Below are 20,146 nucleotides of genomic sequence, written 5' to 3'. Positions count from 1 at the left end.
TGCCGTGACCACCGCATTCGTCTCCGACCTGTTCGACCCCGCCGAATGGGTGCTCGCGCCCGGAGCCGAGGACTACACCGACATCACCGCGCATGTGACGCACGACGGCGGTGTCGCCCGCATCGCCTTCCACCGGCCGGAGGTGCGCAACGCCTTCCGCCCGCACACGGTCGACGAGCTGTACCGTGCGCTCGACATCGCCCGTCAGGACCCTCGCATCGGCGCGGTGCTGCTGACCGGCAACGGCCCGAGCCCGAAGGACGGCGGCTGGGCGTTCTGCTCCGGCGGCGACCAGCGCATCCGCGGTCGGGACGGATACAAGTACTCCGACTCCGACCCTTCGACGGGCTCGGGGATCAAGGACGCGTCCGCCCGGGTCGGACGGCTGCACATCCTCGAGGTGCAGCGTCTCATCCGCTTCATGCCGAAGGTCGTCATCGCCGTCGTCCCGGGATGGGCTGCCGGTGGCGGGCACTCGCTGCACGTGGTGTGCGACCTGACGATCGCCTCCGCCGAGCACGGACGTTTCAAGCAGACGGATGCCGACGTCGGCAGCTTCGACGCCGGATACGGCTCCGCCTACATGGCCCGCCAGACCGGTCAGAAGTTCGCGCGGGAGGTGTTCTTCCTGGCCGAGGAGTACTCCGCGCAGCGCGCCTATGAGGCCGGTGCCGTGAACCGCGTCGTGCCGCATGCCGAGCTCGAGCAGGAGGCGCTGAAGATGGCGCGCACCGTGCTGACCAAGTCGCCCACCGCGATCCGGATGCTGAAGTTCGCGTTCAACGCGGTCGACGACGGGCTGGTCGGGCAGCAGGTCTTCGCGGGTGAGGCGACGCGCCTGGCCTACGGCACCAACGAGGCCGTCGAGGGACGGGACTCCTTCCTCGAGAAGCGCGACCCCGACTGGTCCTCGTTCCCCTGGCACTACTGAGGCCGGCGGACACGCCATGACCGCCCTGATCGCGACCGACGCCGAAGATCCGGCGCAGCTCCGCGACGCGCTGCGGCGTGCTCTCGACGACGGACCGGCCCTGGGATTCGGGATGCTCGCCGGCGCGCCCGAGGAGGTGCCGGAGGGCATCGCGGCGGTCATCGCGACCTCGGGTTCGAGCGGCATCCCGAAGCGCGTCTCCCTGAGCGCGGAGGCGCTGCGGGCGAGCGCCGAGGCGACAGCGATCCGCATCGGCAGCGGGCGGTGGCTGCTCGCGCTGCCCGCGGGCTACGTCGCGGGGCTCCAGGTGCTGGTGCGCTCGATCCTGGCCGGCACGGAGCCGGCGGTGATCGAGGGACGCTTCTCACCGAACTCCTTCGCCGAGGCCACTCTCGCGATGCTGCGTCCGGCTCCCGGGGCGGGCGCCGGCATACCCGACCTGTTCACGTCCCTCGTGCCCGCCCAGGTCGCGACCCTGCTCGACGCGGCCGACGACACCGCCGTGCGCGCCGCCCTGCAGGCGTACCGGGCGATCCTCGTCGGCGGCCAGTCGCTGCCCGAACCGCTCCGAGAGCGCGCGGCCGATCTCGGCGTCCGCCTCGTGCGCACCTACGGCTCGACCGAGACGAGCGGCGGCTGCGTGTACGACGGCGAGCCGCTCGAGACGGTCACGGTGCGTACGATCGATGGAGAACTGCGGATCGCAGGTCCGATGCTCGCCGAGGGCTATCTCGGCGACGGGACGCTGACCGCACGGACGTTCGTGCGCGACGAGCACGGCATCCGCTGGTACCGCACCGGCGATCTCGGGCTCGTGGAGGACGGTGTCGTGCGCGTGCACGGTCGTGCCGACAACGTCATCGTGTCGGGCGGGATCAACATCTCCCTCGACCGCGTCGAGCGGATCGTGCGGCGCGTCCCCGGCCTCCACCAGGCCGTCGTCGTCGGCGTCGAGGATGCGCGCTGGGGAGAGGCGTCGGTGATCGTCGTCGCGCGCGGCGAGGTCCTGCGGCGGAGCGAGGGGGAGCAGCTCGCGCATGCCCGCGACGCCGTGGGCGACGACCTCGGAAAGCACGCGAGGCCGGCCCGGCTGATCGTGGTCGACGAGCTGGAGGTGCTCTCCTCCGGCAAGCCGGACCGCGAGGCGATCCGGCGCGCGGTCGTCGAGCTCCACTGACGCGCGGCCTGCCAGACTCGTCGGATGGACGTGCTGCGACTGGCCGGAGTGCCCGGTGTGGGCAAGAGCACCGTCGCCTGGGCGGTCGCCCGGGGATTGGCGGCCGACGGCGAGCGCGTCGGATACGTCGACATCGACCAGCTCGGGATGTGCTACCCCGCTCCACCCGACGATCCGGACCGCTGGGATCTCAAGGAGGCGGCGCTCCAGCGCGTCGCTGCACGTTTCGCGGAAGCCCGCGTCGAGCGGCTCGTCGTCTCGGGCGTCGCTGATCCGGCGGACCCGCCCCGGGCGAACGGGCACCCGACGGTCTCGCTGTGGCTGGACGCGGAGGAGGTGACGAGGCGGGAGCGTCTCGCTCCGCGTGGCTGGCCGCAGGGGCAGGTCGACGAGGTGGTCGCGATCGGAACGGCGGAGTCCGCGACGGCGCATCCGTCTTGGGCTCGCGTCGACACCGACGGGAGCGCCGTCGACGACACCGTGCGCACCGTGCTCGCCCGATGGCGGACGGATGCCGCGACTGCGGCGACGACGGTGGCCCCCGTGCCCGCACCCGCGAGCACGGAGGACGACGTGACGGGTCGGGTGATCTGGATCACGGGGCCGCGGTGCTCCGGCGCCTCGAGCGTCGCCTGGGAGATGGCGAGCGCGCGATGGGCGGAGGGACTGCGGACGGGGTTCGTCGACGTCGCCCAGCTCGGCTTCGCGTGGAATGCGCATCGCGCGGTCGGAACGCGGAACACCGCGGAGATGCAGGGGCTGTTCGCCGGCGTGGGGGCGCAGACCCTCGTCGTGACGGCGCCGTTCGAGATCGACCCCGCGGAGGTCGGCCAGGCCTTCCCCCACGCGGATCTCCGCTTCTTCCGGCTCGACGCGGACCCCGAGAACCTGCGCGCGCGAGCCGTCCGGAGAACCACGGGCGAGGGTCCGCGGATCATCGGAGACGATCTGCTCGACGGAGCGCCCGAGGCGGTCGACCTCGCCGTCGCCCAGGGCGTGCGGCAGCGGCAGACGCCGGTGCGTGCCGGAGAGCAGATGATCGACGCGACAACGTCGTCGGCATCCGAGATCGCCGAAGCAGTGCGGGCGCACCTGCCAGACTGAGCCGTATGGCCTTGTACACCCACGGACATCATGAATCCGTCCTGCGCTCTCACAACATCCGGAACATCGCGAACTCTGCGGCCTATCTCCGCCCGCACCTCGAGGCGACGACCCGCCTCCTCGACGTCGGCGCGGGCCCCGGCTCGATCACGGTCGACTTCGCGAGCGTGGTCGCCCATGTCACGGCCACGGAGATCGATGAGTCCGCGCTGTCGCTGTCGCAGGGCCTCGCCGCCGAGCGCGGCCTCACGAATCTCGACTTCTCGGTCGAGGACGTCCACGCGCTGAGCTTCCCGGACGACTCCTTCGACGTCGTGCACGCGCATCAGGTGCTGCAGCATGTCGGCGATCCGGTGCAGGCGCTCCGCGAGATGCGTCGCGTCACCGTCCCCGGTGGCATCGTCGCGGCGCGCGACGCCGACTACGCCGGTTTCCTGTCGTTCCCCGTGCTGCCCGAACTCGACCGCTGGCTCGCGCTGTACCGCGAGGCCGCCCGTGCGAACGGCGGGGAGCCGGATGCCGGTCGCCGCCTGCTGTCCTGGGCGCGCGCCGCCGGGTTCGAGGACGTCACGGCGACGGCATCCACCTGGTGCTACGCGTCACCTGCCGAACGCGCGTGGTGGGGCGGGATGTGGGCCGATCGGATCCTCGAGTCCGCCCTCGCGCGCCAGCTCGTCGACAGCGGGATGGCGACCCCGGCCGACCTCCGCGACATCAGCGATGCCTGGAAGCGCTGGGCCGACGACGGCGACGGGTGGTACCTGGTTCCGCACGGCGAGATCCTCGCCCGCGCGTAGGCGCAGGGATACATCTCGAGGCGGATGCCGGTGCTGAGGCGCTCGCGTAGCGTGGGGGAGTGATCCGCCCGCTCTCCCGCACGGCGCTGATCCTCGACATCGTCGGGGCGGCGCTGCTCTTCCTCGTCCTGACGCCGATGTCGGTCGTGTTCTACGGCCCCGGCACGGGGAACCAGGCCATCAACGGCGTGGCGGTCGCAGCCGTGGCCGTCGCGGGCTTCCTGATGTTCGGCGGCGTCGCGATCGGCCGACTCGCCCCGGGACTCGCGCTCGCCGCCGCCTGGGCGGGTGCGGCCGTGCAGATGCTGGCGGGCTTCGGCCCGCTGCCGATCGACTTCGCGATCCTGCTCGTGCTGTACGCGACGTCCGCCTGGGGGACCAGGCGGGTGCTCTGGTGGGGGTTCGGATCGGCGCTGGTCGGCGGGCTCATCGCCGCGCTGTACATGGTCTTCGTGAACGGCGTCGCCCTCGGCCCCGGCACCGGCTGGGAGAAGGTCACCGCGGGAACGCTGCTCCTGATCGTCTCGGTGCTGGCCCTGGGATTCGCGTGGGTCTGCGGTCTGCTCTGGCGTGTCGTGCTGCGTGCCCGGCGCACCCGCTCCGCACAGCTGCAGGCGGAGTCGCTCGCCGCCGAGGAGCAGGAGCGTGTGCGCATCGCGCGCGACATGCACGACATCGTCGCCCACTCGCTGGCGGTCGTCATCGCGCAGGCGGACGGCGCCCGATATGCGGCCGCGACGAAGCCCGAGATGGCCACCGAGGCGCTCGGCACGATCGCCTCGACGGCCCGCGGCGCGCTGAGCGACGTGCGGATGCTGCTCACGCAGCTCCGTCACCGTCAGGGCGACGGACCGCAGCCGACGCTCGCAGACCTCGAGGCGCTGTTCGCGCAGGTGCGCCAGGCCGGCGTCGAACCCCTCGTCACGGTCGATCCGATGCCTCCGGGCGAGCCGCCGGGATCGATCCAGCTGGCGGTCTACCGCATCCTCCAGGAGGCGCTCACGAACGCGATCCGCCACGGCGACGGCACCGTCCACGTGCACCTGGCCTGGCTTCCCGAGCGCGTCGACATCGAGGTGCGCAACACGGTGTCTGGCGGAGCATCCGCGGCTCCCGGCGGTCACGGGCTCATCGGCATGCGCGAACGGGCGCAGCTCGTCGGCGGTAGTCTGCAAGCCGAACGCCGAGGGGCGCAGTTCGTCGTCCACGGCTCGCTCCCGATCGGCCAGGGAGGAGAGCAGGCATGATCAGAGTCGTCCTCGTCGACGATCAGGCGCTGTTCCGCGCTGGCATCCGCATGCTCGTCGCGTCGCAACCCGACCTCGAGGTGGTCGGCGAGGCGGGCAACGGCCAGGAGGCGCTCGAGGTCGTGCGCTCCAGCCGGCCCGACGTCGTGCTCATGGACATCCGGATGCCGGTCATGGACGGGCTCACCGCGACGGCGGAGATCCTCGCGCGTCCCGAACCGCCGCGCATCGTCATGCTCACGACGTTCGACCTCGACGAGGCGGCGGCCCGGGCGATCCGGCAGGGAGCGAGCGGCTTCCTGCTCAAGGACGCCGACCCGGAGTTCCTGCTCGCCGCGATCCGCACGGTGCACGCCGGGTCCAGCGTCATCGCGGCATCCGCCACGCGCGATCTGTTCGAGCACTTCGCCGAAGCGCCCAAACCGGTGCCCCCGCAGTTCGCCGACCTCACCGACCGCGAGAGGGAGATCTTCGCGCTCGCTGCGCGGGGCCTGTCGAACGCGGAGATCGCCGGGCGCGAGTACCTCAGCGAGGCCACGGTGAAGACGCACATCAGCCGCATCCTCACCAAGCTCGCGCTGCGCGATCGGGTGCAGCTCGTCGTGTTCGCCTTCGAGCACGGACTCGCCTGACGCCGAGCCGCCCCTTTCGGTACGAGCCGCCCCCTTGCGACCGCTCAAAGAGGGCTGGCTCGAACACAAAGGGGCGGCTCGGCGAGGGAAGACGATCATCCTTCCGATGTACGCGGATGCCTCCTCCGGGCGACGCGCCGGGACGGTCGCGGAAAATAGCGTCGGTGTCATGGAGATCACGACCACCGACCTCGGGCTCGCCGCCCGCGTCCAGCACCTGAAGAAGACCTACGGCTCCGGTGAGGGGACGGTCCGCGCGCTCGACGATGTGAGCGTCGGCATCCGCCGGGGCCAGTTCACCGCCATCATGGGCCCGTCCGGCTCGGGCAAGTCCACGCTCATGCACATCATGGCGGGGCTCGACAGCCCCAGCGAAGGACGAGCCTGGATCGGGGACACCGACATCACGGGCCTCGGAGACCTCGAGCTCACGATCCTGCGGCGCCGCCGCGTGGGGTTCATCTTCCAGGCCTTCAACCTCGTGCCGACGCTCGACGCGCTGGGCAACATCATGCTGCCGTTCGAGCTCGACGGGCGCCGTCCGAGTGCGATCGAGCGAGCTCGTATCGACGGGCTCATCGACTCACTCGGACTCGGCTCCCGCCTGAACCACCGACCGCATCAGCTCTCCGGCGGACAGCAGCAGCGCGTCGCGATCGCGCGGGCGCTCGCGACAGCCCCCGACCTCGTGTTCGCCGATGAGCCGACCGGCAATCTCGACTCGAAGACCGGGCGCGAGGTGCTGCAGCTGCTCGCCTCGGCCAGTCGCGAGCACGGCCAGTCGATCGCCATGGTCACGCACGACGCGATCGCCGCGAGTCACGCCGACCGCGTGCTCTACCTGGGCGACGGCCGGATCGTCGCCGACCACCCGCGGCAGACCGCCGAGGAGATCTCCGCGTACATGCTCGCCGCTGAGGTGGCGGCATGACCGCCGTCGCGACCGTCGTCCCCGAGACGGCAGCGACCGGTCCTCGCCTGGGCTGGCTCCGCGACCGGGGGATGGGAGCGAGCATCCTCGTGGCCGCCCTGTCGGCGGCGTTCGGCGTGATCCTCGTCGAGGTCACGGCGTACATCGGCGCGGTGCTGCAGGCCGATCCGTTCATCGGCGACAGCGGCACGCTCGCGTTCATCGTGGGGTTGCTGTCGGTGCTGCTGACCGCGGTCGCGATGTACGTCGCCGCGATCGTCACCGCGAACACGTTCGCGACCATCATCGCCGGCCGCACCCGGCAGATCGCGCTGATGCGCCTGATCGGTGCGACCGCGCGCTCGCAGCGGGCGCAGGTCGGCAGACAGGGCTTCATCGTCGGCGTGCTCGGCGCCGGCATCGGCCTGCTCGCGGGACTCGTGCTGGCGGCTGTGGGAGTGCAGATCGGCGCGCAGTTCCTCGACAACGACCCCTCCGGTTTCTCGCTCGCGCAGCCGTTCATCGCGCTGCCGGTGATCGGCGTCGCGCTCACCACGTGGGCGGCCGCATGGGCGGGCTCGCGCCGGGTGCTCTCCGTGACGCCGCTGCAGGCGCTCGGCGGCTCGGTGGAGCGCACGCACGACGAGGTCTCGGGAAAGGCGGGTCGGCACATCGGGTCCTGGATCCTGGTGATCGCCGGTGCCGTGCTGCTCGCCGCCGGTGTGGTGATCGGATTGGTGAGTCCTCTCGGCGTCGTCGTGGCCTTCCTCGGCGGCATCCTCTCCTTCACCGGGCTCGTCCTCGGGGCCGTGATGTTCATGCCGCCGGTGCTGCGTCTGGTCGGCCGCCTGTTCGGGTCGGGCGCGACCGCCCGTCTCGCCGCGGAGAACGCGCTGCGGTATCCGGAGCGCTCCTCGCGCATGGCGATCGGCGTGGTCATGGGCGTGACGCTGGTGACGATGTTCGCCGTCGCGCTGGAGTCCGCGAAGCGTCTCATGATGAGCCAGGTGACGGGCGAGATCCCGGAGGAGTTCTTCGCCCCGTTCGACGCGTTCGCCTCGATCATGATGGTGCTCGTGGCCGTCTCGGCGGTGATCGCGGCCGTCGGACTCGTCAATCTCCTCACGATCGGCGTGGTGCAGCGTCGCCGGGAGCTCGGACTCCTGCGGTCGATCGGCCTGTCCAACGCCCAGGTGCGGACGATGGTGCTGCTCGAGGCGACGCACATCACGGTCACCGCGACTCTGACCGGGCTCGTCCTGGGCGTCGTCTACGGGTGGATCGCGGCGCAGTCGCTGCTCGGCTCGGTGCCGACCCTGCCGGAGTTCACGCCGGCCGGACTCGTCGCACCGCAGATCCCCTGGATCCCGGTGGTGATCATCGTCGTGGCCACCGCTGTGCTCACTCTCGTGGCGGCGGCGACGCCCACGCGACTGGCGACCCGAGTGGCCCCGGTCGAGGCGCTCGCCGCCGACTGACGCCTCTAGGCTGGACGGATGCCGTCGCCGTTCGATCAGTCCACGTATCAGGTCCGTTTCGACTGGGGGACCGCGGGCCTCGCCCGTCTGGCCCCGGCCGACATCGTCGTGGTCGTCGACGTGCTGCGGTTCTCCTCGACGGTGACGGATGCCATCGCCGCCGGCAGCGAGATCGACCTGGCGGACGCGGTGGAGTGGTCGACCAACGGCGCGGCCGTCGCGACGGCAGCCGGTATCGAGGCCACCGTGCTCGTCGGCGGCATCCGCAACGCGTCGGCCGTGGCGCGGGCGGTCCAGACGGTGCAGGAGCGCCGGCAGGCGCGGACGTCGGTCGCCGTCATCGCGGCGGGGGAGTGGGACGAGGCAGGGCGACCGCGGTTCGCGGTCGAGGACCACCTCGGTGCGGGAGCGATCATCGCCGCGCTCACGGATCTCGGCATCGACCACACCGCACCGGACGCGGCAGTCGCCGCCGAGGGATTCCGCGCACTGCGCCGCGCACTCCGGCATCTGCTCAGCGCGAGCGGCTCCGCCCGCGAGCTCGAGGTCGGCGTCCCGTCGACGGCGCGGATGGCGGCATCCGGCGTGGTGCCGACGACACCGGCCGATGCGGCCGTGCTCGACGCGGTCGACGCCGTGCCGGTGCTGCGCGAAGGACGGTTCACGCGTTTCGAGTGAGCAGCCGCGCCTCCCTCGGGAGGAGTTCTCGGTGATCGGAGGAGCTTCCGCGTCGCATCCCCCGCCCATCGGGGTGATCTCCGCCCGGAACCGCGGGGCGCGCCAGGGCTCGGTGCCCGGCACGTAGGGTCGTGGCATGAGGTTCCTCCCCGCAGTCATCGTCGACGCCCTCTTCGTGCTGATCTTCGCCGCCATCGGTCGCGCGTCGCATCAGGAGGACCCGGCCGGATTCCTGCTGACCGCGTGGCCGTTCCTGGTCGCGCTGGTGATCGGGCACCTCGTGGCCGCCCTGCTGCCGGGCAGGCCCCGTCGGCCGTGGTCCCTGATGTGGGGTGTGGTCGTGTGGGTGGTGACGGTCGCGGGCGGGATGCTGGTGCGCGTCGTCGCCGGTGACACCGCCGAGGTGCCGTTCATCATCGTCGCGGCGATCGTGCTCGGCGTCTTCCTCGTCGGGTGGCGTGCGGCCGCGGCCCTCGTACGACGTCTGCGCGGCTCTCAGTCCGCAGACGAAGCGGATGCTGCAGCCGTCGAGGATTCCGTCGGGCCGATCGACTGACCGTTCTGCGGGCGGCTGCGTGTCAGCGCGGCATCTGCGCGGACAGGCGCGCGTCCGTGGTGATCTCGCGGCGCGTCCAGGCGAACACGTGGCGCGGGTCGAAGGTGCGGGAGCATCGCGCGCACGAGGTCGCTCTCGTGGGGCGGCGATGGCGGTAGGTGACGTGCCCGGCGGGGCAGCGGCCGACCCAGGGGGCGAGCTCGACGGCCGTCTCGCCGCGGTGCGTGGTGCCGCCGACGTAGCCGAGGTCGCGTGCGACGCCCTTCCACGCCGGACCGTGCGCCGCCGTGTGCCCGGCGAGCGCATGTGCGACCTCGTGCAGGAGCACCTGATGGATCTCGTCGTCTTCGAAGCGAGCAGCGAGATACCGCGACACGGTGATGCGCTTCTTCGTGTAATCGCACAGTCCGGCACGGCGCTTGGCGTTGTCGAAGCCGAAGGACCAGGTGTCATCCAGATGCATCCTGATCAGTGCTTCACCCCAGATGCGCACACGGTCGAGTTCCGCCATGCGCCCAGGCTAAGCCATGCCGCGGACATCGCGGTGGAGGCCTGCTCAGCCCGCGACGAGCTGCGAGGTGCGCCGGCGCTCGGCCGCCTCGATCGCCAGCAGCGCGGTCTCGAGATCGCGATCCTCCGCTCCGGACTCCCGACGCAGGAACAGCGAGCGCTTGAAGCTCTCGCGCGCCGTCTCGTAGTCCTCCGCGTCGTAGGCGTTCTTGCCGTGGTGGTGGTGCGCGAACGCCGCGATCGACACCCAGCGCTGGCCCTCCGCCTCGTCGGCGCAGGCCGCCAGCTCCTGCTCGGCCGCGGCATAAGCGCCCCGATACTGGAGGATCGTCGCGTGCAGCACCCGCGCCCGCAGCACGTCCTTGCGCGTGCCCGCCATGCGCGCCTGCCGCACCGTCTCGTCGGCCAGCTTCAGCGCCTCGTCGAGACGATCGAGCACCTTCAGCAGCCACACGCGCTCGAGCAGCGCGGGGAGACTGCGCTGCGACTCGATCTCCGCGAGGCGCGCCGCGCACTCGTCGAGGTCGACCAGCTCGCGGAGGGTCTCCTGGTCGTATCCCTGGATGAAACTCATTGCTCTCCTTCCGCAGCGTCCCCGTCCAGTCTGCCTGGCCGTCGCACGCTCCCCGGGGCGGCGCGCCCCGCACGACGGCATCTGTTCCGGAAGTCCGCCGAGGTGCGGGCTCAGCGCAGGAAGAGCGACGCGTCGGGGCGAGGGGATGCCACGGCGTCGGCGTCCGTGACGATGCGCGCGCCCTGCACGAAGGCATCGACCTCGGCGCCCTGCGCGATCTTGGCGGGGTGGGGACCGGCGGCCAGCATCCGCGGCAGCCACTCGGTCGGGAGCGGCGCGGCGGACGCGGCGATCACGAGGTTCCCGAAGCGGCGTCCCTTCAGCACCTGCGTGTCGGCGAGGACGCCGATCTCCGGGAGCACCTCGGCGATCGTGGCGGCCTGACGTCGGGCGAAGGCGAGGCCCGGTCCGTCGGCGACGTTCACCAGCAGCACGCCCGACGGGGCGAGCAGAGCGGCGAGCTCGCGGTAGAACTCGATGCTGGTGAGGTGCGCTGGCGTCTGGGCGCCCGAATAGACATCGGAGACGACGAGGTCGCAGTTCTCCTGCAGGGCGGCCGGGAGGCGGCGGACACCCTCGCGCGCGTCGCCGATGCGGATGCGGATGCTCGCGCCCTTGGGCAGCGGCAGGTGCTCGCGGACCAGCTGCGCGAGCGGTGCTTCGAGCTCGATGACCTGCTGCCGAGAACCGGGGCGCGTGGCGTCGATGTAGCGGGGGATGGTCAGCGCTCCCGCGCCGAGGTGCACCGCGGTGAGCGGGCCGGGAGGCAGCTGGTCGATCACCGCGCCCATGCGCACGATGTACTCGAAGTGCAGGTGGGTCGGGTCGTCCAGGTCGACGTGCGACTGCGGAGTCTCGTCGACGACAAGCTCGAATCCGGTGGTGAACTCGCTCGGAACGATGCGCGCGATTCCGCCGTGGTCGAGGCGGGCCTGAGGGTGCTCGGTGTCCCTCGATCGCGTCCTGCCCATGCGCACGAGCCTACGCCCGCACGCGCGGCGGTCAGTTCTGTCTGCCGTTCGCGCAGGTCTCCTGATCCGCGGTCTGACCGGAGATGCTCGGGTCGAGCTCGGCTCGAGGAGCAGGAGCATCGGTGGCCGGCGCGTCGGTCGACGGCGTCTCGGTCTGCGGCGCCTCCTCTTCTGTCCCCGGTGCGGGGTCCACGAGTTCGACTCCCTCGTTCGTCGTCACGTCGCCGGTGATCTGCACGGCCTGCCCGGCGCGAAGTGCGGCCCAGATCGTCTCGGCTGCGTCGTAGTCGGGCACCCGTCGGTCCTCGTCATCCGGGTCGACGAAGACCGGATACTGCAGGAATGCGAAGTCCGAGAAGGGCACGTCCTTGATCGAGATGGCCAACTGGGCCAGGCGGATGGGATTCGAGAGCTCGTCGCTGGGTTCGATGTTGTCGACGACGGTGTTCGCGAGGCCGAGCACCTTGGCGGGATCGGTGAGGACCTCGTCGCTCATGATCTTCTGGATCAGTCGCGACATGTACTGCTGCTGGTTGGAGATCCGTGCGAGGTCGCTGCCGTCGCCGACACCGTGTCGGGTGCGGATGAACTGCAGGGCCTCGATGCCCGACACCGAGCGCATGCCGGCGGGCCAGTCGATGCCGGTCTGCTCATCGCGGATGCCTTCGCCGCCGATGCAGACCTCGACGCCGCCGATCGCATCGGTGACCTCCATCACGCCGTCGAAACCGATCTTGGCGGCGAACGGGATGTCGATGCCCGTCAGGTCGGTGACGCTCTTCGCGACGCAGGAGAGGCCTGCGCGCTGGTAGATCTCGTTGATTGCGGAGTAGTCGGTGGCCGAGGCGATCGATCCGTCCGTCAGGGTGCACTCCGGCGTCGACATCATGAGGTCGCGGGGGAAGGACACGACGGTGACGTTCCGCGGCTCGGCGGAGACGTGCACGAGCAGGTTGACGTCGTTCAGCACACCCCCGTCCGCTTCCGAGCAGCGCTCGCCGAGAAGGCCCGTCGAGACCTCTCCGCATTCGTCGGTGCCGACGATGAGCATGCTGAATTCGCCGGGGTAGGCGTCGATCGTGGGCGGCTCGACCTGCGGAGCATCCTCCAGGGTCACAGCGCCGTCGCCCATGCGGTTGACCAGGTCCACGACGACGAATGCGGCGACGGCCAGGGCCGACGTGAGGACGATGGCCACCACGATGCCGGTGACCTTCAGGAACCGGGAGGCGGTGCCGCGGGTGCGCGTGTCTGCGTGGCGGGCGACCCGGGATCGGTCGCTGTCTCGAGTGCGTCTGGGCATCCGGCGAGCATACCCACGGCAGTGCACGGGCAGCCGAGAACCGGCAGGGAAGCCCGATGTTACGGGCGCATGACGATTGTGAGAGGAACTTGCAGCGAATTAGTTAGTCGTGGATACTTTTTCCTACCAGGTGAGCATCCGATGCCCGCCAGGAGCAATTTCGAAGAGGAGATCCCTGATGCACAAGCGCATTCTTCCGGTCGTGGCGCTGGGCGCCGCGGCCACGCTCGGCCTGGCAGCCTGCGCCGGCGGTGCCACCGAGAGCGGCGGCACCGACGGAGAGGGCCAGGAACTCACCGTCTGGATCATGAAGGGCACCAACCCCGACGCGACCGCCTTCTACGACAAGGTCTCCGAGGCCTTCGAAGAGGAGACCGGGGCGAAGGTCACCATCGAGGAGATCCAGTGGGCCGACGCCCACGATCGCTTCGTGACCTCCATCGCCGGCGGCACGACCCCCGACATCGCAGAGACGGGCACCACCTGGACCGCCGAGTTCGCCGACGCGGGCGCGCTCGAGCCGCTCGACGAGTACGTCGACTCCGAGAAGGGCCTGCGCGACGACCTCGTCGAGGGCCTCGCGGTCGCCGGCACCTATGACGACGAGCTCTACGGCATGCCGTGGTACGCCGGCGTCCGCTCGATCGTCTACCGCACCGACGTGTTCGAGGAGCTCGGGCTCGAGGCTCCGAAGACGTGGGACGACATCGTCACGGCGGGCGAGGCCATCAAGGCCGCGAAGCCCGAGATGCTCCCGTTCCCCGTCGCCGGCGACGCCGAGTTCCAGGTCTACCCCTGGGTCTGGGGCGCGGGCGGAGAGATCGCCACGCAGGACGGCGGCGAATGGACCAGCGAGCTCGACAGCAAGGAGTCGCAGGCCGGCATCGAGTTCTACACGGGCCTCGCGACGCAGCACGGCTTCTCGTCCGCCGGTGCCACCACCTGGAAGGAGACCGACCTGCGCGACGCGTTCACGCAGGGCAACGTCGCCATGATGCTCTCCGGCTCGTGGACGCCGAAGGCGCTCATCGAGGCGAACCCCGACCTCGAGGGCAAGATCGGCGCGGCGGTCATCCCCGGCGAGGACGGCGGCATCGCTCCGTCCGTGCTCGGCGGATCGCACCTGTCGGTCTTCAACACCACGAAGAACGCCGACCTCGCGTGGGAGTTCGTCAAGCTCATGACCACCGGTGAGTTCGCCGAGCAGTGGTCGAAGGAGACGGGCTACTTCCCGGGCGTCCAGTCCGCGATGGAGGAGGCCCTGGCCTCGACCGACCCGCTCGTCGCACCGTTCGCCGAGCAGATGGTCGACGGCGGAGCATCCGTCCCGGTCACGCCGAACTTCGGAGCCGTCCAGGCGAAGAAGACGACCAACGCCATGATCCAGGCCATCCTCAGCGGGCAGAAGGACGTCGCGACCGCGACGAAGGACGCCGCCGCCGAGATGACCGAACTGCTCAACCAGTAAGGAAGCATCCCTTCCATGTCGATGGTGCAAGCGCCACTGCCGGCCACGAAGGCGGAGTCCACCTCCGCCTCCGTGGTCGGCGGCGGCCGGCAGGGGCGAGGCATCTCGCTCCTCAAGGCCCGCCCCTGGCTCCTCCTCGCTCCCGGGCTGATCATCCTCGCGGTGCTCATGCTCTGGCCGCTCGTCCAGGTCGTCATCTACTCGCTGCAGGACTACGGCCTGCGCGAGATCAACACGGGCGAGAACAACTGGATCGGTCTCGAGAACTACGCCGAGGCGCTCACCAACCCGACTCTCTGGACGGTGGTGCTGCCCAACACGGTCGGCTTCGCGGCCGTCGCGGTCTTCGTCACCGTGGCGGTGGGCACGCTCGTCGCCCTGCTGCTGGCCCGTCTCGGCACAACGTGGCGTGTCATCGTGTCGAGCTGCATCATGGTCGCGTGGGCAATGCCCGCCGTGACCGGCACCTACGTCTGGACCTTCATCTTCGATGCCGACCGCGGCATCTTCAACTCCGTGCTCAAGGACCTCGGTCTCATGGACGGCTCGGTCAACTGGTTCACGAACCAGTGGTCGTTCTACGCGATCGTGCTCCTCAACGTCGTGCACCACGGCTTCCCGTTCGTCGCCATCACGGTGCTCGCGGGTCTCCTCGGCGTCTCGAAGGAGATGCTCGAAGCCGCAGCCCTCGACGGCGCCGGCGCCTGGCGCCGTTTCTGGAAGATCATCTTCCCGACGCTCAAGCCGGTGTTCTCGGTCGTGATCATCCTGTCGACCATCTGGGACTTCAAGGTGTTCGCGCAGGTCTACCTGATGCCGGGTGGAAGCGGCGGGAACCGCTCCGTGCTCAACCTCGGCGTCTGGTCGTACGTCGAGTCGTTCGGCCAGAACCGGTACGGCTTCGGTGCCGCGCTCGCGGTGCTGCTGACGCTCGTTCTGATCGGCATCACGATCGTCTACATCCGCTCCCTCATGAAGGAGGACGAGCTGTGAACCCGCGCGCTTCGCTCCGGTCCCGCATCGGCATCGGCATCGCGGTCGCCGCGGTCCTCATCTTCACGCTGTTCCCGGTGTACTGGATGGTCTCCAGCGCCTTCGACAAGAAGGCGTCCAGCGGCGGGCAGTCGCTGCTCCCGCAGGAGTTCACCTTCGACAACTTCGCGTTCGTGCTCAATGAGGGCGGCTTCGGCACCTTCCTGCGCAACTCCGCGATCGTCGCCCTCGTCACCGTCCTCGTCAGCGCTCTCGTCTGCCTGCTGGCGGCGGTCGCCGTGGCGCGCTTCCGCTTCAAGTTCCGCACCACGGTGCTCATGATGATCCTCGTCGTGCAGATGGTGCCTCTCGAGGCGCTCGTGATCCCGCTTTTCCTCCAGGTGAAGAGCCTCGGCCTGCTGAACAGCATCCTCGGCCTGATGATCGTCTACATCGCCCTGTCGCTCGCGTTCGGCATCTGGATGCTGCGCGGCTTCGTCGCCGCGGTGCCCGTCGAGCTCGAAGAGGCCGCGTACATCGACGGGGCGAGCTGGTGGCGCATGTTCCGCTCGATCCTGCTGCCCCTGGTGATGCCCGGCCTCGTCGCGACCAGCATCTTCAGTTTCATCACGGCGTGGAACGAGTTCATCTTCGCCATGACGATCCTCGGCGCCGAGACCGACCAGTACACGGTGTCGATCGGCCTGAAGTCGTTCTTCGGCCTGTTCTCGAACGACTGGGGGAGCATCATGGCCGCCTCGACGATCATCACGGTTCCTGTCATGATCTTCTTCGTGATCGTTCAGCGTCGACTGGCCTCCGGCATGGTCGCGGGGGCGGTGAAGGGATGAGCTCCGACCTCGAGCGTCTCGCCAAGGGCGTGCTCTGGCCCGGATTCCTCGGGACCGCGGCTCCGGCCTGGCTCCTCGACGAGCTGCGCGACGGTCTCGCCGGTGTGGTCTACTTCGGGCAGAACGTCGGCGACGGGCTCCTCGCCCTCAGCGACGAGATCCTCGCAGCCAACCCCGACGCCCTGATCGGCATCGACGAGGAGGGCGGGAGCGTCACCCGGCTGGAGTCCGCCTCCGGCTCGACCGTTCCCGGAGCCGCACAGCTGGGCCTGCTCGACGACCTGATCGCCACCGAGCGGACCGGGGCAGAACTCGCCCGGCGCGTGCGCGCCATCGGGGCGAATGTCATCCTCGGACCGGTCGCCGACGTCAACACCGACCCGACCAATCCGGTCATCGGGGTGCGCGCCTTCGGTGCGGATGAGGAGCTCGTCTCGCGTCACGTCGTCGCGACGGTCGACGGCATCCAGGACGGCGCGGTCGCCGCGTGCGTCAAGCACTTCCCGGGTCACGGCGACACGCACGTCGACTCGCATCACGCGCTGCCCGAGATCTCCCTCGACCTCGAGGAGTTCGAGCGCGTGCACCTCGAGCCCTTCCGCGCCGCGATCGAGGCCGGAGTGGATGCCGTCATGACGGCGCACATCGTCGTCCCCGCCTGGGGCGAGACGCCGGCGACCCTGAACCCCCGCGTGCTGGGGATGCTCCGGGAGTGGGGCTTCGACGGCGTGATCATCACGGATGCCCTCGACATGGCCGCGATCCGGGAGACCGTCGGCATCGGCGGCGGAGCCGCTCTCGCGCTCGCAGCGGGCGCGGACCTCCTCTGCATCGGCAACCCGACCAATCCCGGCGCCGCCGCGCTCCCCGACCAGGACCTGCGGGACTTCCTCGCGGCCCGTGACGGGATCGTCGCCGCTCTGCGCGACGGGTCGCTGTCCCGGGAGCGCGTCGAAGAAGCCGCCCGACGGGTCGCGGTGCTCGCCGCCCGGCTCAGGAACGCTGCGGACGGGCAGCAGGAGACGACCGAGGAGTTCGACGCGGCCGAGATCGTCCGTCGCGTCGTCTCGTTCACCGGTGACGCGCCGACGGCCGCATCCGGACTCGCGGTGGTCGACGCGCGCCGCCGCTCCTCGCTCGCGGTCGACAGCGCCGCCGGCTACGTGTCCGGTGCTCTCGCCGCGGACGGTTTCCGCGTGCGCCTCGACGTCGCGAGCAATCCTGTGGCCGAGCAGGACCGGGTCCTGGACGAGGCCGCCACGGCCAACGGGACCACCGTTCTCCTGATCGACCGGCCGGACGCGGATGCCGCGCAGCGCGCCCTCGTGGAACGCGCTGCCGTGCGCGACCCTCACGCGGTCGTCGTGAACGTCGGCCTGCCCGCCCGGCATCCGCTGCCCCTGCCGACCATCGAGGTCGCCGCAGCGAGCCGGCTGGGCGCACAGATCGCCCGGGAGACGCTGTTGGGGCGCACCGCTCCGCCCGAGAGGGTCGCCGCCGCCGGCTGAGGCGGGTTCCGCCGATGGACGCCGACGTTCTCGCACTGGTGCGCCGCTCGCTGCCGAAGCTGAGCGCTGCCGAGGCGCGCGTCGCGGAGACCATCCTGGGCGACCCGACGCTCGTGATCGATCTCGCGATCAACGATCTCGCGAAGCTGTGTCGCACGTCGTTGTCGACCGTCGCGCGCTTCGCGCAGACGCTGGGGTACAGCGGGTACCGGGAGCTGCGGGTCGCGGTCGCGCGCACGGTCACGCTCGCCCAGGCGCAGCAGGCGCGGTTCGGGCTCGACAGCACGACGATCGACCCCGAGGACGAGCCCGCCGCCATCGCGGCGAAGCTCGCCGCGATGGAGATCGACGCGATCGAGAAGACCGCGCTGGCGATCGATGCGGCCGGAATCGATCGCGTCGCGAGGGCCGTGGTCGCCGCCCGGCACATCGACCTGTTCGGGCAGGCCGCCTCGTCCCTGACCGCGCAGGACCTGCAGCTGAAGCTGTCTCGCATCGGCTGCTCGGTGTCGCACTCACCCGATCCGCATCTGGCGGTGACCACGGCGTCGCTGCGCACGAGCGACGACGTCGCGATCGCGTTCTCTCATAGCGGGGAGACCCTGGAGACGCTTCGGGCGCTCGAGGTGGCGCGAGACGCCGGCGCGCTCGTCGTCGCGGTCACGAGCGTGGTCGACTCGTCCCTCGCCCTGGTCGCCGACGTGGTGCTTCTCACTCACGCGCACGAGTCGCCGTTCCGGATGGCGGCGATGTCGAGCCGCATCGCCCAGCTGGCGCTGGTCGACGTGCTGTTCGTCCGCGTCGTGCAGCACCGCGGCGAGCCCGTGGCCGTGCCGCTCCAGCTCACGCACGACGCGGCCGCGGCGCGCCGCCGCACGTCCCCCGGTCGTTGAGCGAGGAGCGCCGTCGCACGTCCCCCGGTCGTTGAGCGAGGAGCGCCAGCGACGAGACGAAACGCGGTTTCGTCGCTCGACCTGAGTGTCGGCATCCGCTCCTAAGTTCTCAGGCATGGGCTATGTCTACATTCTTCGGTGCTCCGATGGCACGTTCTACGTCGGGAGCACTCGCGACCTCGATCGGCGGCTCGTCCAACACCAGCAGGGCATGGGGAGCGCGTACACGAAGCGACGTCTGCCGGTGGAGCTGGCATGGAGCGGAGAGTTCTCCCGCATCGACGAGGCCTTCGCCTGGGAGAAGCGGCTGCAGGGCTGGAGCCATGCGAAGCGCGCCGCCTTCATTGCAGGCGGTCTGGATGCCGTCATCGGCTGGAGCGCCCGGACGCGGGCTGCTGGCTAGGGCGTTTCGTCTCGCTGGCGCTCGCTCAACGACCGGGGTGGGGCGTTTCGTCTCGCTGGCGCTCGCTCAACGACCGGGGTGGGGCGTTTCGTCTGGCTGGCGCTCGCTCAACGACCGGGGTGGGGCGTTTCGTCTGGCTGGCGCTCGCTCAACGACCGGGGTGGGGCGTTTCGTCTCGCTGGCGCTCGCTCAACGACCGGGGTAGGGCGTTTCGTCTCGCTGGCGCTCGCTCAACGACCGGGGTGGCGCGGATCAGTCGACGTGGTCGCGAGTGCTCGCGAGAGCGCGCGTGGCGATGCGGTGGCCGCGTGCGAGGCTGCCCGCGAGCGAGAGGCCGGTCAGGATGCCGGCGAGGAAACCCGCGGCGAACGCGTCTCCGGCGCCGATCGTCTCGACGACCGGGACATCGAGGGCCGGACTCTCCGCCCGCTCGGCACCGTCGAACGCCACGGCGCCGCCCGGGTCGGTCACCAGCAGGTATCGGGGCTCCGGGAACAGGGCGCGCAGCCGATCCGGATCGCCGGCCCCGAACACGGCCTCGGCGTCGGGCCGCGAGCAGAAGACGACATCGGATCGGCGCGCGAAGTCGGCGATCAGAGCCGTGCCTTCCTCCTCGCGGCCGCGCCACAGCGCCGGACGCCAGTTCACGTCGAAGCTGAGCAGTCGGTCGGGGCGGCGATCCGCGAACAGCGACTCCTGCGCGGCGCGCGCCGACGGCGAGAGAGCCGGGGTGATCCCGGACGTGTGCACGAGCGCGGCCTCGGCGAGAAGAGCGGATGCCGCGGGCGACTCCAGCGTCTGCGGCGACAGGCCGGCCGCCGCGGACCCCGCGCGGTAGTAGTGCATCGTCCCGTCGACGGCGCCGTCGGGTCGAGGCGCGAGCTCCTTCACGTAGAGCCCGGTCGGAGCATCCGGATCGATCTCCACCGCGGCGTCGTCGACGCCGTGCCGGCGCAGCTCCGCCGTGAGGAATCGCCCGAATCCGTCGTCGCCGACGCGCGAGACGACGGCGGTGCGGATGCCGGCCGATGCCAGCGCGATCGCGGTGTTCCACTCCGCGCCGGCGAGGGAGCGGTGGAAGGTGCGACTGTCCTCGAGCGGGGCGGCCAGGGCGGGGACCAGGGAGACCATGCCCTCACCGAAGCAGACGACGAGAGGGGAGGAGTCGGGCACGATCTGGACA

Annotated in this window: 21 protein-coding genes; 16 read left to right on the top strand and 5 right to left on the bottom strand. The window is 70.5% G+C overall.

Annotated elements, in window-relative coordinates; translation table 11 throughout:
- Positions 1-4 precede the first annotated feature (4 nt).
- The 10 genes from ABD648_RS07540 to ABD648_RS07495 all read left to right on the top strand — a co-directional run bounded on the left by ABD648_RS07540 (position 5) and on the right by ABD648_RS07495 (position 9,510).
- Positions 5-931: a 1,4-dihydroxy-2-naphthoyl-CoA synthase gene (locus tag ABD648_RS07540; protein ID WP_282214348.1), complete on the top strand. Its 927-nt coding sequence runs from the start codon at positions 5-7 to the stop codon at positions 929-931.
- Positions 932-947: 16 nt separating this feature from the next.
- Complete coding sequence (locus ABD648_RS07535) at positions 948-2,108, top strand: AMP-binding protein (RefSeq protein WP_282214347.1); 1,161 nt, start codon at positions 948-950, stop codon at positions 2,106-2,108.
- 24 nt (positions 2,109-2,132) lie between these two features.
- Positions 2,133-3,212, top strand: a complete 1,080-nt coding sequence (locus tag ABD648_RS07530; protein ID WP_282214346.1) for an AAA family ATPase — start codon at positions 2,133-2,135, stop codon at positions 3,210-3,212.
- Between the two features lie 5 nt (positions 3,213-3,217).
- Positions 3,218-4,009, top strand: a complete 792-nt coding sequence (locus ABD648_RS07525; RefSeq protein WP_282214345.1) for a class I SAM-dependent methyltransferase — start codon at positions 3,218-3,220, stop codon at positions 4,007-4,009.
- Between the two features lie 59 nt (positions 4,010-4,068).
- The gene (locus ABD648_RS07520; RefSeq protein WP_282214344.1) at positions 4,069-5,256 is read left to right on the top strand and encodes a sensor histidine kinase; all 1,188 of its coding nucleotides are present in this window, start codon (positions 4,069-4,071) and stop codon (positions 5,254-5,256) included.
- Positions 5,253-5,888 carry a response regulator gene (locus ABD648_RS07515; protein ID WP_282214343.1) on the top strand — a complete coding sequence of 212 codons (636 nt, stop codon included), beginning with the start codon at positions 5,253-5,255 and terminating at the stop codon, positions 5,886-5,888. The genes ABD648_RS07520 and ABD648_RS07515 overlap by 4 nt, the downstream gene beginning before the upstream one ends.
- Positions 5,889-6,057: 169 nt before the next feature.
- Positions 6,058-6,819 (top strand): ABC transporter ATP-binding protein, encoded by a 762-nt coding sequence (locus ABD648_RS07510; protein ID WP_282214342.1) that lies wholly within the window; start codon positions 6,058-6,060, stop codon positions 6,817-6,819.
- The gene (locus tag ABD648_RS07505) at positions 6,816-8,276 is read left to right on the top strand and encodes an ABC transporter permease (RefSeq protein WP_282214341.1); all 1,461 of its coding nucleotides are present in this window, start codon (positions 6,816-6,818) and stop codon (positions 8,274-8,276) included. The genes ABD648_RS07510 and ABD648_RS07505 overlap by 4 nt, the downstream gene beginning before the upstream one ends.
- A gap of 18 nt (positions 8,277-8,294) precedes the next feature.
- A complete protein-coding gene (locus tag ABD648_RS07500) occupies positions 8,295-8,954 on the top strand; it encodes a 2-phosphosulfolactate phosphatase (protein WP_282214340.1) in 660 nt (219 codons plus the stop codon).
- Positions 8,955-9,090: 136 nt separating this feature from the next.
- Entirely contained in the window at positions 9,091-9,510 is a 420-nt protein-coding gene (locus ABD648_RS07495; RefSeq protein ID WP_282214339.1) for a DUF3054 domain-containing protein, read from the top strand.
- Positions 9,511-9,532: 22 nt separating this feature from the next.
- Here the strand turns inward: ABD648_RS07495 and ABD648_RS07490 are convergent, their stop codons facing one another.
- The 4 genes from ABD648_RS07490 to ABD648_RS07475 form a co-directional block, all read right to left on the bottom strand.
- Complete coding sequence (locus ABD648_RS07490) at positions 9,533-10,021, bottom strand: SprT-like domain-containing protein (protein WP_282214338.1); 489 nt, start codon at positions 10,019-10,021, stop codon at positions 9,533-9,535.
- 45 nt (positions 10,022-10,066) lie between these two features.
- Complete coding sequence (locus tag ABD648_RS07485) at positions 10,067-10,594, bottom strand: hypothetical protein (RefSeq protein WP_282214337.1); 528 nt, start codon at positions 10,592-10,594, stop codon at positions 10,067-10,069.
- Positions 10,595-10,704: 110 nt separating this feature from the next.
- The gene (locus ABD648_RS07480; protein ID WP_282214336.1) at positions 10,705-11,565 is read right to left on the bottom strand and encodes a spermidine synthase; all 861 of its coding nucleotides are present in this window, start codon (positions 11,563-11,565) and stop codon (positions 10,705-10,707) included.
- 31 nt (positions 11,566-11,596) lie between these two features.
- Positions 11,597-12,868 (bottom strand): LCP family protein, encoded by a 1,272-nt coding sequence (locus ABD648_RS07475; protein ID WP_282214335.1) that lies wholly within the window; start codon positions 12,866-12,868, stop codon positions 11,597-11,599.
- A 178-nt stretch (positions 12,869-13,046) separates the two neighbouring features.
- Between ABD648_RS07475 and ABD648_RS07470 the strand changes: the two genes are divergently transcribed.
- The 6 genes from ABD648_RS07470 to ABD648_RS07445 all read left to right on the top strand — a co-directional run bounded on the left by ABD648_RS07470 (position 13,047) and on the right by ABD648_RS07445 (position 18,963).
- On the top strand, positions 13,047-14,336 hold the full coding sequence (locus tag ABD648_RS07470; protein ID WP_282214334.1) for a sugar ABC transporter substrate-binding protein: 1,290 nt from the start codon (positions 13,047-13,049) through the stop codon (positions 14,334-14,336).
- Between the two features lie 15 nt (positions 14,337-14,351).
- Positions 14,352-15,329 (top strand): carbohydrate ABC transporter permease, encoded by a 978-nt coding sequence (locus tag ABD648_RS07465; RefSeq protein WP_282214333.1) that lies wholly within the window; start codon positions 14,352-14,354, stop codon positions 15,327-15,329.
- Positions 15,326-16,159: a carbohydrate ABC transporter permease gene (locus ABD648_RS07460; protein ID WP_282214332.1), complete on the top strand. Its 834-nt coding sequence runs from the start codon at positions 15,326-15,328 to the stop codon at positions 16,157-16,159. Before ABD648_RS07465 ends, ABD648_RS07460 begins: the two co-directional genes overlap by 4 nt.
- Positions 16,156-17,667, top strand: a complete 1,512-nt coding sequence (locus tag ABD648_RS07455) for a glycoside hydrolase family 3 N-terminal domain-containing protein (RefSeq protein WP_282214331.1) — start codon at positions 16,156-16,158, stop codon at positions 17,665-17,667. Before ABD648_RS07460 ends, ABD648_RS07455 begins: the two co-directional genes overlap by 4 nt.
- 14 nt (positions 17,668-17,681) lie before the next feature.
- Entirely contained in the window at positions 17,682-18,560 is an 879-nt protein-coding gene (locus tag ABD648_RS07450; RefSeq protein ID WP_282214330.1) for a MurR/RpiR family transcriptional regulator, read from the top strand.
- 115 nt (positions 18,561-18,675) lie between these two features.
- Positions 18,676-18,963, top strand: a complete 288-nt coding sequence (locus tag ABD648_RS07445) for a GIY-YIG nuclease family protein (protein ID WP_282214329.1) — start codon at positions 18,676-18,678, stop codon at positions 18,961-18,963.
- A 252-nt stretch (positions 18,964-19,215) separates the two neighbouring features.
- Here the strand turns inward: ABD648_RS07445 and ABD648_RS07440 are convergent, their stop codons facing one another.
- The gene (locus ABD648_RS07440) at positions 19,216-20,136 is read right to left on the bottom strand and encodes a sugar kinase (protein WP_282214328.1); all 921 of its coding nucleotides are present in this window, start codon (positions 20,134-20,136) and stop codon (positions 19,216-19,218) included.
- Positions 20,137-20,146 lie beyond the last annotated feature (10 nt).

It is taken from the genome of Microbacterium luteolum, from assembly GCF_039533965.1.
GTDB classification, from domain to species: domain Bacteria; phylum Actinomycetota; class Actinomycetes; order Actinomycetales; family Microbacteriaceae; genus Microbacterium; species Microbacterium luteolum.
The sequence above is the reverse complement of the archived record's forward strand: the minus strand, read 5'-3'. Positions and strand labels throughout refer to the sequence as shown.